The 16,601-nt window shown below is 63.5% G+C and carries 14 protein-coding genes; 8 read left to right on the plus strand and 6 right to left on the minus strand.

Annotated elements, in window-relative coordinates; all coding sequences use genetic code 11:
• Position 1 precedes the first annotated feature (1 nt).
• The 4 genes from BLS41_RS07250 to hutG all read left to right on the plus strand — a co-directional run bounded on the left by BLS41_RS07250 (position 2) and on the right by hutG (position 4,220).
• Positions 2 to 601: a HutD/Ves family protein gene (locus tag BLS41_RS07250; RefSeq protein WP_074766347.1), complete on the plus strand. Its 600-nt coding sequence runs from the start codon at positions 2 to 4 to the stop codon at positions 599 to 601.
• A 121-nt stretch (positions 602 to 722) separates the two neighbouring features.
• Complete coding sequence (gene hutI / locus BLS41_RS07255) at positions 723 to 1,937, plus strand: imidazolonepropionase (protein ID WP_074763683.1); 1,215 nt, start codon at positions 723 to 725, stop codon at positions 1,935 to 1,937.
• 3 nt (positions 1,938 to 1,940) lie between these two features.
• A complete protein-coding gene (locus BLS41_RS07260; protein ID WP_074763684.1) occupies positions 1,941 to 3,326 on the plus strand; it encodes a formimidoylglutamate deiminase in 1,386 nt (461 codons plus the stop codon).
• A gap of 81 nt (positions 3,327 to 3,407) precedes the next feature.
• Positions 3,408 to 4,220 carry an N-formylglutamate deformylase gene (gene hutG / locus BLS41_RS07265; RefSeq protein ID WP_074763685.1) on the plus strand — a complete coding sequence of 271 codons (813 nt, stop codon included), beginning with the start codon at positions 3,408 to 3,410 and terminating at the stop codon, positions 4,218 to 4,220.
• A gap of 279 nt (positions 4,221 to 4,499) precedes the next feature.
• On the opposite strand, the gene BLS41_RS38945 is transcribed toward hutG, so the two are convergent.
• Positions 4,500 to 4,640, minus strand: a complete 141-nt coding sequence (locus tag BLS41_RS38945) for an invasion associated locus B family protein (RefSeq protein WP_171910205.1) — start codon at positions 4,638 to 4,640, stop codon at positions 4,500 to 4,502.
• Positions 4,641 to 5,005: 365 nt separating this feature from the next.
• On the opposite strand from BLS41_RS38945, the gene BLS41_RS07270 reads away from it, so the two are divergent.
• Together BLS41_RS07270 and BLS41_RS07275 are read left to right on the plus strand one after the other, a co-directional pair.
• On the plus strand, positions 5,006 to 5,683 hold the full coding sequence (locus tag BLS41_RS07270; RefSeq protein WP_074763686.1) for a hypothetical protein: 678 nt from the start codon (positions 5,006 to 5,008) through the stop codon (positions 5,681 to 5,683).
• Positions 5,684 to 5,819: 136 nt separating this feature from the next.
• Positions 5,820 to 7,739, plus strand: a complete 1,920-nt coding sequence (locus BLS41_RS07275; RefSeq protein ID WP_074763687.1) for a DUF3857 domain-containing transglutaminase family protein — start codon at positions 5,820 to 5,822, stop codon at positions 7,737 to 7,739.
• A 76-nt stretch (positions 7,740 to 7,815) separates the two neighbouring features.
• On the opposite strand, the gene BLS41_RS07280 is transcribed toward BLS41_RS07275, so the two are convergent.
• Together BLS41_RS07280 and BLS41_RS07285 are read right to left on the minus strand one after the other, a co-directional pair.
• Positions 7,816 to 8,967, minus strand: coding sequence for a branched-chain amino acid ABC transporter substrate-binding protein (locus tag BLS41_RS07280; protein WP_074763688.1), 1,152 nt, complete (start codon positions 8,965 to 8,967; stop codon positions 7,816 to 7,818).
• Between the two features lie 647 nt (positions 8,968 to 9,614).
• Positions 9,615 to 10,076, minus strand: a complete 462-nt coding sequence (locus BLS41_RS07285) for a hypothetical protein (RefSeq protein ID WP_074763689.1) — start codon at positions 10,074 to 10,076, stop codon at positions 9,615 to 9,617.
• A 274-nt stretch (positions 10,077 to 10,350) separates the two neighbouring features.
• On the opposite strand from BLS41_RS07285, the gene BLS41_RS07290 reads away from it, so the two are divergent.
• On the plus strand, positions 10,351 to 10,641 hold the full coding sequence (locus BLS41_RS07290; protein ID WP_074763690.1) for a DUF4148 domain-containing protein: 291 nt from the start codon (positions 10,351 to 10,353) through the stop codon (positions 10,639 to 10,641).
• A 40-nt stretch (positions 10,642 to 10,681) separates the two neighbouring features.
• Here the strand turns inward: BLS41_RS07290 and pdxY are convergent, their stop codons facing one another.
• The 3 genes from pdxY to glgC all read right to left on the minus strand — a co-directional run bounded on the left by pdxY (position 10,682) and on the right by glgC (position 14,866).
• Positions 10,682 to 11,548, minus strand: coding sequence for a pyridoxal kinase PdxY (gene pdxY / locus BLS41_RS07295; protein ID WP_074763691.1), 867 nt, complete (start codon positions 11,546 to 11,548; stop codon positions 10,682 to 10,684).
• 388 nt (positions 11,549 to 11,936) lie between these two features.
• On the minus strand, positions 11,937 to 13,397 hold the full coding sequence (gene glgA / locus BLS41_RS07300; RefSeq protein ID WP_074763692.1) for a glycogen synthase GlgA: 1,461 nt from the start codon (positions 13,395 to 13,397) through the stop codon (positions 11,937 to 11,939).
• Positions 13,398 to 13,600: 203 nt separating this feature from the next.
• Positions 13,601 to 14,866 (minus strand): glucose-1-phosphate adenylyltransferase, encoded by a 1,266-nt coding sequence (gene glgC / locus BLS41_RS07305; protein WP_074763693.1) that lies wholly within the window; start codon positions 14,864 to 14,866, stop codon positions 13,601 to 13,603.
• 528 nt (positions 14,867 to 15,394) lie between these two features.
• Between glgC and BLS41_RS07310 the strand changes: the two genes are divergently transcribed.
• Positions 15,395 to 16,528: an alpha/beta fold hydrolase gene (locus BLS41_RS07310; protein WP_429250385.1), complete on the plus strand. Its 1,134-nt coding sequence runs from the start codon at positions 15,395 to 15,397 to the stop codon at positions 16,526 to 16,528.
• The last annotated feature ends 73 nt before the right edge of the window (positions 16,529 to 16,601 follow it).

Consider the following 16,601-nt stretch of genomic DNA (forward strand, 5'->3'; position numbering starts at 1 on the left):
CATGGCAACTGTCACGCTGATTCGCGGCGCCGGCCTCGTGGCGGCGCCGTGGAAGAACGGCGGCGGCGTGACGCGCGAAGTGGCCGCGTTTCCCGAACAGGCCGGCATGGATTCGTTCGTGTGGCGCGTGAGTATCGCGGACGTCGCGCAGGCCGGGCCGTTCTCGCGTTTCGAGGGTGTCGACCGGACGCTGGTGTTGCTGGCGGGTGCGGGGATGGCGCTCGACGAAACGGTTGGCGCGCAGGTGTTGAAGTCGTATGCGCTGGTTGAGCCGCTCGATATCGCGAGGTTCGACGGCGAGGTGCATATCGACGCGAGGCTGGTCGACGGTGCAACGCGCGACTTCAACCTGATGGTGCGGCGCGATGTGGCGCAGGGCGAACTCGACGTGTGGCGCGGTGATTCGACGTGCACGTTTTCAGCCGATGTCGTGCTGCTGTATTGCGCGAGTGGCGAAGTCACGATTGCCGCCGGTGATGCGCAACCGCAAACGCTTGAAACGGGCGACACGTTGCGCATCGACGCACCCGACGCACTTTCCTGCGCACTCAAAGGCACCGGCGCTGTGCTCGCGATCACGCTCCGCTACACGCAACGATGACCACGATCCGCACGCGTGTTGATTGTCGCCAGGAGCATGAGCACGGAGGCGAACACACAGCGCGCATGCGAAGCCACAAACAACAGACACGCAACCAGCTGCAACGAGCAACAGGCACGCGATGAAGCAAACCGTCTGGCATCACCTGAAACTTTGCCCGCAGGGCGACCCTCACCACACGCTCGCCGATGCCGCGATCGCAGTCGAAGACGGCCGTATCGCATGGCTCGGCGCAGCGCCCGACTTGCCCGCCCAATACGCCGCGTGGCCGCGCGAAGATCTGCTCGGCGCGTGGGTGACGCCGGGCCTCGTCGATTGCCATACGCATCTGGTGTATGGCGGGCAGCGCGCGGACGAATTCGCGCAGCGTCTCGCGGGCGTCAGCTATGAAGAAATCGCGCGACAGGGCGGTGGAATCGTGTCGACGGTGCGCGCCACGCGTGCCGCCGACGAAGCGTCGTTGTTCCGTCAATCGGCCGCGCGGCTCGAACCGTTGCTTGCCGAAGGCGTGACCGCCATCGAAATCAAATCCGGCTACGGCCTCGATCTCGCGAGCGAGCGCAAGATGCTGCGCGTCGCGCGGCAGTTGGGCGAGCGCTATCCGGTGACGGTCTATACGACTTTCCTCGGCGCGCACGCGTTGCCGCCCGAATTTGCCGGTCGTGCCGACGCGTATATCGACGAAGTCTGCAACACGATGCTGCCCGCGCTCGCCGACGAAGGCCTGGTCGATGCCGTCGATGTGTTTTGCGAACGCATCGGTTTTTCGCTGGAGCAAAGCGAGCGCGTGTTCAACGCCGCCGAACGCTACAGGCTGCCCGTGAAGATGCACGCCGAGCAGTTGTCGAACGGCGGCGGTACCGCGTTGGCCGCGCGTCATCGCGCGCTGTCCGCCGATCACCTCGAATTTCTCGACGAAGCGGGCGTCGCCGCGATGAAAGACGCTGGCACGGTCGCTGTCTTGTTGCCGGGCGCGTACTACTTCATCCGCGAGACGCAGTTGCCGCCGCTGGAATTGCTGCGGCGTTACGAGGTGCCGATTGCAATTTCGACGGACAGCAATCCGGGCACATCGCCCGCGACGTCGCTGCTGCTGATGATGAACATGGCGACCACGTTGTTCCGCATGACCGTGCCCGAAGTGCTGCAAGGCGTGACCACGCACGCGGCACGCGCGCTGGGTAAAGCGGACACGCACGGCGCGTTGGAAGTGGGGCGCGCGGCCGACTTCGCGGTATGGTCGGTCGATTCGCTCGCCGAGCTGGCTTACTGGATCGGCCGTCCGTTGTGCGCGCGCGTCGTGCGCGCGGGCGAGACCGTGTTGAGCAGGACCTGAGAGATGACACAAATAAAACCATCGCTGTTCGCCGCGCACGCCTACCTTCCGGACGGCTGGCGTCGCAACGTATTGCTGGAGTGGGACGCGGCTGGCACTTTAACGGGCGTCACGCCGGATGTAAAAGAAGCGCCTGCTGGCGTTGCCAAAGCAGCGGGTCCGATATTGCCAGGGATGCCGAATCTTCATTCGCATGCGTTCCAGCGCGCGATGGCCGGCCTCACCGAATATCGCGCCAACGCCACCGACAACTTCTGGAGCTGGCGCGACCTGATGTACCGCTTCGCCGCGCGCATCACGCCGGAAGGGCTGGCGAGCATCGCGCAATGGCTTTACATCGAGATGCTGAAAGCGGGCTACACGTCCGTGTGCGAATTCCACTACGTGCATCACACGCCCGGCGGAAGCCGGTACGCGAATCACGCGGAACTTGCACAACGTGTCGTGGATGCAGCTTCCGCGAGTGGTATCGGCATGACGATGCTGCCGGTGCTGTATCAGTACAGCGGCTTCGGTTCGCGCGCGCCGCGTGACGATCAGGCGCGCTTCATCAATACGCCTGAGAGTCTGCTCGATCTGCTCGGCACGTTGCGTACGGCGCGGCCTGAAAACGCGTCACTGCGTTATGGCGTGGCGCCACATTCGTTGCGCGCGGTGTCGGCGGATTCGTTGCGTGTGCTGCTCGGCGGCATCGACGAGAAGGCGCCCGTGCATATCCACATTGCCGAGCAGACCGCCGAAGTCGAAGCGTGTATTGAAACCGAAGGCGCGCGTCCGGTGCAATGGCTGCTGGATCGTTTCGACGTGGACAGCCGCTGGTGCCTTGTGCACGCGACGCATGTCGACCCGCACGAAACGCAGGCGCTCGCGAAAAGCGGCGCGGTCGCGGGTTTGTGCCTGACCACCGAGGCGAATCTCGGCGACGGCATTTTTCCGGCGCAGGAATATCTCGACGCGCAAGGGAGAATCGGTGTCGGCTCGGATAGTCACATCGGCGTCGATTGGCGCGCGGAGTTGCGTCTGCTCGAATACGGTCAGCGTTTGACGCGGAGGCAGCGCAACGTGCTTGCATCGGCGCAGGCCACGCACGTAGCGGACCGTCTGTTCGACGCCGCGCTCGATGGCGGCGCGCACGCAACGGGTCGCGCTGTCGGCGCGTTGCAGGCAGGAAGCCGCGCCGACTGGCTCGTACTCGACGCGAATCATTCGAGCATTGCCGAGCATTCGAGCGATGCGTGGCTGTCGGGCGTCGTATTCTGCGAGCATGGCGAGACGCCGATTCGCGATGTGTATGCGGGCGGCGACAAGGTCGTCGACAATCGCAGGCATCGCGACGAAGAGGGCGCTTATGCGCGCTATCGCATCGCGCTCGCAGAACTGCTCGACTGACGCGGCCGATAAAGACGGCGCAAAATGAAGCGCGCAAGACTTGTTGAATAGATCCTTCGATCCAACCGATTCCGGGCTGACATGACTGCTTCGACTACTCCGCCGGTTTTCTCGCTGCATCAGGGAAGCCTGCCTTTGCTGATTTCGATCCCGCACCTGGGCACGCAAATCCCCGCCGACATCGCGGCCACGATGACGCCCGTCGCTCATCGCACTGACGATTGCGACTGGCATCTCGACCGTCTCTATGGGTTCGCGAAGCGGCTGGGCGCATCGATTCTCGCGCCGACTTACGCACGCTATGTGATCGATCTGAACCGTCCGCCCGACGGCGCGAATCTGTATCCGGGCCAGGACACCACGGGTCTGTTGCCCGTCGATACCTTCGACAAGGAAGCGCTGTATCTCGACGGACATCTCCCTGACGAAGCCGAGGTTGCGCGCCGTCGCGATGCTTACTGGACGCCGTATCACCATGCTTTGCAGGGCGAGCTTGCCGCGTTGAAGGCGAAGCACGGCAAGGTGCTGCTGTGGGAAGCGCACTCGATCCGCTCGCACGTGCCGCGCTTTTTCGAAGGACGTCTGCCGGATTTCAACTTCGGCACGTCGAATGGCGCGAGTGCGGTGGCGGGTCTCGGCGAAGAACTGGCTGCGATCGTCGGGCGCGACGGCGGCTATACGGCAGTCGCGAATGGACGCTTCAAGGGCGGCTACATCACGCGGCAATACGGGCAACCGGCGCAGGGCGTACATGCGGTGCAACTCGAGTTGTCGCAGATCACGTATATGGAAGAGCAGATGCCTTATGCGTATGACGAAAAACTCGCGGCGAAAGTCGAGCCTGTATTGCAGGCATTGGTGACGGCCGCGATGGAGCGCATCAACGCGGCTTGATCCATTGAATCGGCGAATACGTGGTCCGATTCATTTTTCTCTTAAGCAGAACGGCGTCACGCAATTCACAAATTGCGTGACGCCGTTTTCGCGTCGGCTAGCACCGCAAAGGTGTAACAGCATGTGTCCGGCATTGCATGCGACCGTTTTCGCGTGGAACGTATAGAGCGTCGAAGATATTTGCCCGCGCCGGGTCAACGCTTTTCGCCATAAAAAAAGCCCCGCTAATTGGCGGGGCTTTGCGATGTGCGGAGCGCCCGGAAGGACACCGCATCACCATTAGTGGCAGCGCTTTTCCCAGTGACCGTGGACCTTCACCTTGTGGCAAACCGGGTGGTGGTGGTGTTCGTCGGCTTGTGCGGGAGCGACCGCGCTCAGGGTGACGATGGCTGCGGCAATGGCGAGAGCAAATTTCTTCATTACAAAACCCTTAAGTCGATGTTGTGGAGCTTCCGATCCAGCACGTCTCGTGCCGGATCGGTCCGAAAGCATGCCACATCGAGCGCGTCGCGCGTAGGAACGTGGCGCGAATACTTGTGTCAATGCAACAGAGTGAGCGCTCCGCCACGTCGAAACGGCCTAATGGCGCGCAGTATCGTGTAATTCCGACAAGCCGGACCGCGCGGGCAGGCGTCGATTGCATCGACATGTACGCCTGAAAACGCGTGTAAGCCGGGATTGCGCGACGTGCGGCGATGCGTTTAACCTTTCAAATCGATGACGCGCATGATGAGGTTTATCGAGCGTATCGTCATGACATCGGGCAAAAGATGGAAGACCCAGCGATGGAAGATTCCGACGAATTGCTGCTCCCGGTATGGCGGGCAAACCTGGTGCTGCTGACCCGCGAGGTCGGCGCCGCGACGCGTCTCGCGCGCATGATGACTTTCTCCGCGAGCTACCTCAAGTTGATGCTGGCTGGCCAGCGCGAATTCAGCGAGGAATTCGTGCGCGGGATCGAAGCGGTTACGGGCCTGCCGAACGGCTGGATGAACGCGCCGCATACCGGGCAGGACATCCCTGCCAACGCGCGCGAAGCAATCGACAACGAGCAGCCGCTCGCGCGTTTTCGCGGCACCGCGCATCCGGTGCGAAAGAAGACGGTGTTGCGGCCACCCGAGCCGATTTTCGGTCAGCCAGGGCCTGCCAAACGCGTCGAAGAAGAAGCGCTCGATGCCGAAACGCATCGACGTCAGGCGTATTTGCGCAAGGTTCGCGATCTGGCGATTCAGGACGTGCGGCGTTTCGAGCGGCATCTGAGTCACGCGCCGGTCGATTTCGCGACGATGCGCTCGAAGGTCGAGGAAGTGATCGCGTCCGCCGAGCTGGACGATCTGCTGCAGGCTGATCTCGCGGGACGTCTGGAACAGATCGAAAAGCATCGTCATTTGCTGCTGCGGCATGTGGAGAGTCTGCAGTCGCTGCTCGCGCAGCTTGGCGAAGCCGATGAGCGTGGCGGGTGACGTATCTGATGACGAAGAGCGTTGATATCGGATTCGATTGCGGTTGCAACGGCGTAGGGAATTTGAATCGCGCGCTCGGCGCGGGATTCGCCGCGAACCGGCGCGCCTCGAGCGCGCGGCGCAGCGCGCGCGGTTTATGACGCGGCGTGGCGGGTTCATCGGAGTGGTGACCGTCGCCTGGGCGCTCGCCGCGTTGTCGGCGCCGCCCGCCGCATTCGCCGCCGACAACACCGCAGCAGCAACTTCTTCCGACGACCTCGCGCCCTCCACGATGGAGCGCGACGTCCACCTCTTCACGATCCAGAAAGACGGCTCGATCGAGGAGCACGACGACACCATTCTGCGCGCCAACACCGCGAGCGGTATCGACGATATCGCGCAGCGCTATGTGTGGTTCAACAAGGACATCGAGCAGGTGCAACTGCTGCGCGCGGAAACGATCGACCCGAACGGCGTCGCGCATCCGGTCGGGCCCGAGGCGATTCGCGACGTGCAGGAGCCGCGTTCGGCTGGTGCGCCGAGTTTCGAGGACGGCGTGCTGCGCACAGTGATTTTCCCAGGTGTGGAGCCGGGCTCGCGTGTGCATCTCGCGTTTCGCAAGACACGCAGCAAGCCGTTGCAGGCGGGCACGTTTGCGTACCTCGTCGAGCCGACACGCGACCCGGTCGAGTTGCAACGCCTGATCTTCGATCTGCCCGCCGATATCCCGCTCTATGCCGACGCGCGTGGCTATGTCGCGGTGCCCCCGGTCACATCCAATGGACGTACCCGTTACGAGTTCGACTACCGCCACGGCCCCTACGCGCCGCTCGAAGCGGGCGCGGTCGGCTACGCGAACTGGGGCGACCGGCTGATGGTGTCGACGGTGCCGGACTTTGCGAGTTTCGCCGCGCGGTATCGCGAGCCCGCGATCGATCCGACCACGACCGATCCCGCGATTGTCCAGCTTGCACAGACACTGACAGCGAATGTCGCCGATCCGCGAGAGAAAGCCCGGTTGCTGTACGACTGGATGCGTCTGAATATCCGCTACGTCGCGCTGTTTCTCGGCGAGACGGCGGCGATTCCGCACCGGGCGGCCGATATCCTGCGCAACCGTTATGGCGATTGTAAGGACCACGTCGCGCTGTACGGCGCGTTGCTCGCGGCGGCCGGCATCCGCAGCGAGGCGGTGCTGCTCAACCTCGGCCCGTACTACAGCCTGCCCGACGTGCCGGGTTATGGGGCGAGCGCGATCAATCACGCAATCGTATGGATTCCAGAGCTTTCGTTATTCGCCGATACGACCGCGGGCGGAACCGCGTTCGGTTATTTGCCGGTGGCGGTGATGGACCGTCCGGTGCTGCTGGTGGACGACGGTGTGCTGTCTCGTACGCCCGCCACGCAATCTCGCGAACGCAGTGCGCGCGTGCAGATCGACGTCGATGAAAACGGCACGGCGGGTTACGCGTATCGCGTGGAAGATGCGGGTTTTACCGCGGAAATCGAGCGCAATACGTTTCGACGTTCGACGCGTCAGCGAGTCCAGCAGATTGCGGCCAACCGTCTATTGCAGACGGGTTTGCACGGCACCGCGCAATTGCGCACGGACGACGTAAGCGCAACGAGCGGTCCGTTCGCGACGTCGATGCAGGGAAGCGTCGCGCATTTCGTGTGGCAGGACGGCACGACGGCGGTGCCCGCGTTGACGAGTTTCTCTGGCGGGATGGCATCGCAGGTGCAGGGCTGGCTGGCGGAGCCCGCGCGGACCCAGCCGTGGGCCTGCATCGGCGGAGAGTTCGACGAGACGCTGGTGATGACGCTGCCGCGCTTTGTCCGCGTGACGGATTTACCGTCGGATACGACGGTGCAGGACCGCTTTCTGACGTTCTCGTCGCGCTATGTGTTCGATCCCGCGACGCGGGTGTTGCAGGTCGACCGGCATCTGAACGCGACGTTCGGCCATCAGATGTGCTCGCCCGATGAGTTCGCGGGGATGAAGGACGACCTTGTGCGGATCGAGCGGGATCTGGATGGGGAGGTGGTGGTGAAGGCGGTTGATTCGACATCGAAATAGAGCGGCCTTAAAAAGACTCTGGTCACGCACACCCGCCGCAACCAGAGCCTCCATCAACCGCAATCTAAACCCTCGCTCAGGTCCCGCTCTTCGTCACGATCGGCACCCACGCACCGTTCTTCACCTGATACAGCGTCGATGCGCCGCTCTTCAGCGCGCCGGTGTTGTCGAACGAAATCTTGCCGGTCACGCCGTCGTAATCGATCGATTTCAACACCGGCCGGTACACCGCCGGCGAACTCGATTTGGCCTGCTCCATCGCCTTGATCGCGACCCACGCGCCGTCATAACCGAACGGCGCGTACGACAGGATATCCACGCCGAAACGCTTCTTGAACTTCGACGAAAAATCCTTGCCGCCGGGCAGTTGCGCGAGCGGGCGGCCATATTCCCAGGCCATCGCGCCTTCTGCCGCGTCGCCCGCGAGCTTGATGAAGTCCGGGTCCATCACGCCGCCGCCGCCGACCAGTTGCGCGTTGAGTCCGAGCTGCTTCATCCGTCGTGCGAAGCCTGCGGCCTGATTGTCCAGTCCGCCGAAGAACACCAGGTCCGCATTGGCGCCCTTGATCTTGGTGATTTGCGTGCTGAAATCGACCGCGTGGTTGTCGGTGTATTCGTGCGCGACGATGGTGCCGCCGTGCGCTTTCACCGCTTTCTCGAACTCGTCGGCTTCGCCCTGGCCGAACGCGGTCCGGTCGTCGATGATCGCGATGCGCTTGGCCTTGGTGACGTCCACCGCATAAGCGCCCGCGTTGCCCGCGTTCTGAGCATCCGTGGAAATCACCATGAAGGTGTTAGCGAAGCCGCGTCCGGTAATGATCGGATTGGTCGCGGCCGGGTCGATCACCGGAATGCCGGACTGTTCGTACACTTGCGACGCGGGAATCGTCGTGCCCGAATTGAAGTGGCCGACCACCACGGCCACGCCCGAATCGACCAGCTTCTGCGCAGCCTGCACGCCGACGCGCGGGTCGGCCTGATCGTCCTGGGAGACGATTTCGAACACCGCGACCTTGTCGCCGATCTTGATCTTCTGCGCGTTGGCTTCTTCGATTGCGAGGCGCACGCCGTTTTCCAGATCTTTGCCGTAGCCGGCGTTCGCGCCTGTCAGCGGCGCGGCGAAACCGATCTTCACGGGCAGGTCGTCGGCGAAACTGGCCAGCGGCGCAACGGCGAAGAGGGCGCCAACGAACAGGGCAAGTGGTTTGAGCGTGTTGCGAAGACTCATGGTCTCTCCTTCCATCGACAGTTTCAGGGTGTGAAAGCGGCAAGGCGGTAACGCCGGGTCGAAGCGCGAATCGGCACGCGGTTGGCGGGCCGTCACGCACATCGGCAGACTACGGATGACCGGTCGCGATTAACAATGCTGGAATACGCGCGCTCGGGCCGGATGATTGAGTGGCGTCGGCGGGCATTCATGCGCGGGTCAATCTGGCGCGAATATAGAAAGCCAATTTGCGGTCGTCTTGGCAGTTCGAGGCGTTTTGAATGAGCATTTCGGCATAGCCCGCGCGGCGCGTGGGCGGGCAGGCCGCGAGCGCCGCGTGGAGAGTGCGGATTGCGGCATATGCTTAAGAGCGAAGGCGAAGGCTTTGAGATCGCCGCCGGGTTGGCGCGCGTGGGCAACCTGCGGTGGCGTAGACGCGTAGACGGTGGGGTGCGGCGGCCTGCGGACCGCTGGCGGGATAAATGACCTTACGCCGCCGATGGCGCGGGGCGACAACGGCGGCAATGCTTCTGGGGATCGCCGGAGCTATGCCGGTCTCAGGCCTAACACCGCCTTCAACGCACCCGCGACTAACAACCCGCGCAAGTGCGCCTCAAAAAGAAACTGCTGCTTCTATCGGCCAGCCCCGAAGCGCCGGCCCTTGCTTCTCAATGCTCGCCTTGCTGGCGCAACAACTCTTCCCGCAGACGCAGCAGCGGCGCTTTGGTTTCTTCGTCGGCCCAGGTGTCGAGGTCGTCGATTGCGCGCTGGCAGCCGTCGAGCACCAGGTCGAGATCGACCGGCACGTTGTTGTTCAGCGCGAATTCGATGGTCTCCGCGAACTGCTGGCACTCGTCCTCGCCGTACGAGATGTCGAGGTTGTCGGCGATCACTTCGGCGATATTGCTGCGCGCCTTGTCGTCAGCCGTCACCATGTCGACGATGCCGCGCGCCACCGCCGGCGAGTAATACAGCGCGATGTCGAGCCATTGCGCCGGGTCGAAATCGGCCTGATCGAACTGGTTCTCGAAATATTCGATCGCTTCCTGTTCGTGCGCTTCGTCGGCGTCGACGCTCATGCACAACTGCTCAAAAAATTCTTCCCGCTCACTGCGGATATAACCGTCCATCGATGCCTCGTCTGCTGAATTCTGCGTAAATGCCTGATGCCTGAAAAAATGCGATGTGGAGAGGCAGGCGCCTGATCCACGTGGCACGCGGCACGCATTATAGGATGCCCGGCTGACAGCGGCGGTTTGCGGCGGCCCCGGCCGGACCAGCGCGATGCTCGCGGATTGCCCGCCCACCAGGTAACAGTGCCTTCCTCGCCGGGGGGATTTTCCGCGCCGCATCGCTCGTTAGACTTCTGTTGACCGTTCGGGTCGAGTCAACAGGAGAATTGAAATGAAGGCAGTTTGGATGCGGTTGTGCGTCAGCGTGGCAGGATTAGTGGCGCTCGGCGCGGGGTTGGGCGTAACCCAGGCTCAGGCGGCAGGATTGACGCGGGCGCAGGTGCTCGCCGAGCTGGCCGACTATCAAAGCGTCGGCTACCAGTTCAGCGACGTGGACTACCCGCAAAATGCCATTGAGGCGACTCGCAAAGTCGTGGCGCTGCGCGCGGAACGCGCGGCGGCTGCGGCAGCGAGCACTGCGAAAGTCGCAGACCGCGACGCCGGGTGGCCGAAGCGCGACTGATCTTTAACGACTGCCGCCGACCATCGGTCACCCGCAACGGCTAGGCCGTCTCCGCAACCCACGCATCGAACCACTCGTGCGGCTGCGCGATCTCGCTCTGCGCGGCCACCAGTTCGAGTTCGTACCGTCCGGCCTGCCAGGTTGTCTTGACCACGGCATTCACCGCCGCCACCGTATGCTCGAACGCCGCGCGAATCGAATCGCCGAGCAGCGTGCGCGCGACAAACACCGCACTGGTCAGATCGCCGACACCGACCGGCTGCCGGGCGAACGGATAAAGCGGACGCTGCGCCATCCACGCTTCGCGCTCGGTGACGACCAGCATGTTGAACCGGTCGGCGGGACTGTTGCGATCCAGCAGATGCTTGACCAGCACGAGCTTCGGCCCTCGTGCGATCACTTCGCGGCAGGCGGTCACCGCTTCTTCCAGCGTCTCGATCTCGCGGCCCACGAGGCGTTGCAATTCGGTATGGTTCGGCGCCATCGCGTCGGCGACTTCGGGCATCGTGCGGACCAGAAATTCCTGAATGCCGGGCTCGACCTTGCAGCCGCTGGCCGCGCCCATCACCGGATCGCAGAAATACCACGCGCGCGGATTGGCCGCCTTCACCGCCTTGACGATCTCCACTACCGACTGCGCCTGCTCGGGCGTGCCCAGATAGCCGGACAGCACCGCGTCGCAGCGCGGCAACATGCCGATCGCGCCGATGCCCTCGACCAGTTCCTCCATCTGCGACGAGTCGATTGCGCTGCCGGTCCAATGGCCGTATTGCGTGTGATTCGAAAACTGCACGGTGTTGAGCGGCCAGACGTTGACGCCGAGCCGGCGCATGGGAAACACGGCCGCGCTATTGCCGGCGTGTCCGAAGACAACGTGAGACTGGATGCTCAGAACGCTTTTTGTCATGGTGTCGCTCGCGCAAACGGGGATGCGCGAATAGAGAGAACGGTAGGGTGCGCCGAGTCGACGAGCCGGGAACGACCGGCCGCCCCAAACGGCAGAGCTGCTTCAGATGATGGTGCAGGAAACGTCTACACGCTGCATCGTCAGGAAACAATACAGGAGTTTCGCGCGCGCGAGTCGATCCGTCCCCTGTGTTGTTGCGTCGAACCATCATACGGAAGGGGGGGCGGGCGGCCTGCTGAAGCTGCCGGGCGGCAAACGGCGGAGGTATCCGACGCGAGGGACAGCCGCATGAGAGCGGTATTTGAACCGTGTCTGATCCAGGCGCGAACCGTGTAGATGCGGCTTGAAACGCCGTCGGACAGGCGGCTCAAACCACCGCCACGCGCGCCTACGTCAGCTCGCGATACAACGCCAGATAGCGCTCCGCCGACGCGCCCCAGCCGAAATCCTGCTGCATCGCGCGCCGTTGCGTCGCTTTCCACTCGGTGCGCCGGTCGTAGAGCGCGAAGGCCCGGCGGATCGCGGCGGCGAGTCCGTGCGGCTCGAATCGTTCGAAGACGAAGCCGGTGGCGAGATCGTCGGCGAGATTTTCGAGCGACGCGTCCACCACGGTGTCAGCGAGACCGCCAACGCAATGCACCAGCGGCAGCGATCCATAAGCGAGCGCGTACAACTGCGTGAGCCCGCATGGCTCGAAACGCGACGGCACGGCGATCACGTCGCTGCCCGCGACGATCGTATGCGCGAGCGTTTCATCGAAACCGAGTTCGACCGCCACCGACTCGGGATGCGACTGCGCGACGCGTTTCAAACCGTTCTCGAGCGCTGGATCGCCGGTGCCGAACACCACCAGTTGACCGCCGCGTTTGACGATCTCGGGCACGCCGCCAAGCAGCAGATCGAGGCCTTTCTGCTCGGTCAGACGGCTCACCACGCCGAACAGCAGCGCGTCGCTTTTCTGCGCGAGGCCGAAGCGCTTTTGCAACGCTTCCTTGCAGGCCGCTTTGCCGGCGAGACGGGTGGCGCTGTAGTGAGTGTCGAGCAGCGCGTCGGTGGAGGGATTCCAGACGGCATAGTCGACGCCGTTCAGGATCCCGCTCAGATCGTGCGAACGATGCCGCAGCAGTCCGTCGAGCCCGCCGCCCTGCGAAAGCGTCTGGATTTCGCGCGCGTAGGTCGGGCTGACGGTCGTGATGCGGTCGCTATAGAAAAGGCCAGCTTTGAGAAACGACAGTTGTCCGTAGAACTCGACGCCGGCGATGTTGAAGAAGTCGTCCGGCAGCGCGAGTTGGCCGAACTGGTGCGCGGGAAACACGCCCTGATAGGCGAGGTTGTGCACGGTGAAGACACTGCGCGCGACCGGCCGGCCGTGCTGGCGCTCGGCCGCTTTCAGATAGGCGGGCGCTAGCCCGGCGTGCCAGTCGTGCGCGTGGACGATCTGCGCGGACCACGTCGGGTCCAGTTGCTGCGCGAGTTGTGCGGCGACCCAGCCGAGCAGCGCAAAACGCTGCGCGTTGTCGCCATAGGGCACGTGTTCGTTGTTCAGATACGGATTGCCCGGCCGGTTATACAGCGACTCGGCGCGGATCACGTAGACGATCAGCCCGTTCGCCCCCAGCGTGCCGCGCTCGAGCGTGATCCCCGGTGTGTCGAAGCGGCGCCCTAGCTGCGCGACCGGATGCAGGTCGGTCAGACCGGCCAGTACGGCTGGGAAGCCGGGCAGCAGCACCCGCACATCGGCGCCGCGCTCGATCAGCGCGGGCGGCAGTGCGCCCGCGACATCGGCGAGACCGCCCGTTTTGAGAAGGGGATACAGCTCGCTTGCGACGTGCAGGGCGCGAATCGTCATAGGCCAGTCTCACTCCGGGTTAGTCGATGTTGCTGGTTCAGGTGCGAGGGGTCCGGTAAGGTTCGTCGATTTCGACGGTCTGATGCAGCAGCGCGGTGACAGAGCCTCAGCACCATGCGTTCGGACACGTGAGGATCGCGCTGGCAGGCGGCGCCACCCCGCACGGGCGGGCAGTGCACCTCGCCCGCCCAACCCCCGCCACCTTACTTCGACTTCGGCCGCAGCGCCTCGGGCGTGACCAGCACGACACCGTCGTCCGTGCGATAAAACCGCTCGGCGTCCGCGACCGGATCCTCGCCGATCACCGTACCGTCCGGTATCGCACAGCCGCGGTCGATCACCACCTTCTGCAACCGGCAACTCGCGCCGACCGTGACCTGCGGCAACAAGACTGCCTCATTGATATTACAGAACGAACTCACCTTGACGTTCGACGACAACACCGAGCGCGAAATCTGCGACCCCGAGATCACACACCCGCCGCAGACGATCAGGTTGTTGCCCGAGCCCTGCAAACCTTTCATATCGCGGACGAACTTGGCGGGCGGCAACTGTTCCACGTAAGTCCAGATCGGCCAGTTGCGGTCGTACAGATCGAGCGTGGGGATCGTCGACGCGAGGTCGAGATTGGCCGCCCAGTAAGCGTCGATCGTGCCGACATCGCGCCAGTACGGCTCCACGCTCGGGTCCGACGATACGCACGACATGCTGAACGGATGCGCGATCGCCGTGCCCTGGGTAACGACGCGCGGCAGGATGTCCTTGCCGAAATCGTGGTCGGTATCGATCGACGAAATGTTCTCTTCGAGCAGCGAGTACAGATAGTCGGCGTTGAACACATAGATGCCCATGCTGGCCAGCGCGATGTCCGGGCGGCCTGGCATCGAGGGCGGGTCGGCGGGCTTTTCGACGAAACCGGTGACGCGGCGGTTTTCGTCCACCGCCATCACACCGAACGCGACCGCGTCCATGCGCGGCACCTCGATGCATCCCACCGTGCAATCCGCGCCGCTCTCCGCGTGGTCGGCGATCATCCGCGTGTAGTCCATCTTGTAGATGTGGTCGCCTGCCAGCACCACCACGTATTTCGGCCGGATCGAGCGGATGATGTCGAGGTTCTGGAACACCGCGTCGGCGGTGCCGCGATACCAGTGAGCGCCTTCCACGCGCTGCTGCGCCGGCCACAGGTCGATGAATTCGCCGAATTCGCCGCGCAGGAAACTCCAGCCGCGCTGCATATGGCGCAACAGCGAGTGCGCCTTGTACTGCGTGACCACGGCGATGCGCCGGATGCCGGAGTTCAGACAGTTGGACAACGCGAAGTCGATGATCCGGTATTTGCCGCCGAAGTGCACCGCGGGCTTCACGCGCTTGTTGGTGAGCGGGCCGAGCCGTGTGCCTCTGCCGCCTGCGAGGACGATGGCGAGGGTTGAGCGTTGCACATCGTTCAGCCGTGACGGAGTGTCCATGTCTGTCTCCATGATTAGTATGCCCCGGATGATCTGGTTGTCAGTTGCTGGTCTCGTGGATCGCCGGCTTCTTCGCTGCTGATTCGCGCTGCTGATTCGTTCTTCCAGGCGGTTCGTCTCCGCGAGCCCGTCAGGTAGTTCTAGCACCGAATGGTCCACAGCCAAAAGCCTGAATTTCGCGGATGCACGCCGAGGTGCCCCACCTGCGCACAATCGGCTGTTGCAGCGCGCGTATCCGTGCGGCACGACACATAGAGGGCAAGGTGGGCTGTCGCAATATGCGTGCCAAAGCGGAACGGCGCGGTTGTGGCCGATACGGACAGGCGGCGGGAGGTCGGAGAGGCCGCGGCTGACAGCGAGAATGGCGCGGTTCATGACGATCGCGCAGGTTGCCGCAGCGTTAAGCCTGCGCGATTGGCGGCACGGTCGGGCGGTGCGTCGTAGAATCGTGCGCTTCTATCGTGGCCGCCCGGTTGGCTGGTCCACGCGATTTCCCGCCTGTTCTTCGCAGTTTCTTTTTTGCAAAAAATCTCGATGAATTTTCGCCGTCATGCCCTGCTTGCCCTGTTGAGTGTCTGCGTGTGCGCGGTTGCGCCCGCCGTGTCTTCTGCTTCGGCCGCCACGCCGGCAAGCGTCGCAGCGGCTGCCGCGTTGAGCCAGGCGAGTCCGGTCGCGGCCAGCGCCGCGTCGGTGAGCGCCGCCGCGGATAACAGCGGCCCCGCTTATGGCCCGGAATTGCAGGGCTTTACCTATCCCGCGCCGGTCGGGCGTTTCGATTTCACGTCGCAAGGCGTCGCGCTGCAAATGGCCTACATGGACGTCAAGCCGGCGCATCCGAACGGCCGCACGGCGGTGCTGCTGCACGGCAAGAACTTCTGCGCGGCGACCTGGGACGCAACGATCCAGAAACTCAGCGATGCCGGATATCGCGTGATCGCGCCGGATCAGATCGGCTTCTGCAAGTCGAGCAAGCCCGAGCACTACCAGTACAGTTTTCAACAATTGGCACGCAATACCCACGCGCTGCTCGAATCGCTCGGCGTGACGGACGCGACGATGATCGGCCATTCGACCGGCGGTATGCTGGCGATCCGCTACGCGTTGATGTATCCGCGTGAGACGCAGCAACTGGTGCTGGTCAATCCGATCGGTCTGGAGGACTGGAAGGCGAAGGGCGTGCCGTCGTTGTCGGTGGATCAATGGTACGAGCGCGAACTGAAGACGACCGCCGACGGCATCCGCCGCTACGAGCAGTCCACTTATTACGCCGGTCAGTGGCGCGCCGACTATGAGCCGTGGGTGCAGATGCTCGCGGGCATGTATCGCGGACCGGGCAAGGACATCGTCGCGTGGAATTCCGCGCTGCTGTACGACATGATTTACACGCAGCCTGTTGTTTACGAGCTTGGTCAACTGAGCATGCCGACACTGCTGCTGATCGGCCAGAAGGACACCACGGCGATCGGCAAGGATGCCGCACCGCCCGAGGTGCGCGCGAAGATCGGCCATTACCCGGAGTTGGGCAAAGCGGCGGCGAAAGCGATTCCGCATGCGACGCTGGTCGAATTCGCCGCCGACGGCCACGCGCCGCAAATGCAGGACCCGCAGGCGTTTCATAAGGCGCTGCTGGATGGGCTGGCGGCGGTGCCGACGAATCGGTGAAAGGAAGAGAGGGCGAGAGGCTTTCGGAGTCTTTACGGTACTCCGAGGCCTCCCAACAGCGGGTGACGGACCC

Source organism: Paraburkholderia fungorum (genome assembly GCF_900099835.1).
GTDB classification, from domain to species: Bacteria; Pseudomonadota; Gammaproteobacteria; order Burkholderiales; family Burkholderiaceae; genus Paraburkholderia; species Paraburkholderia fungorum_A.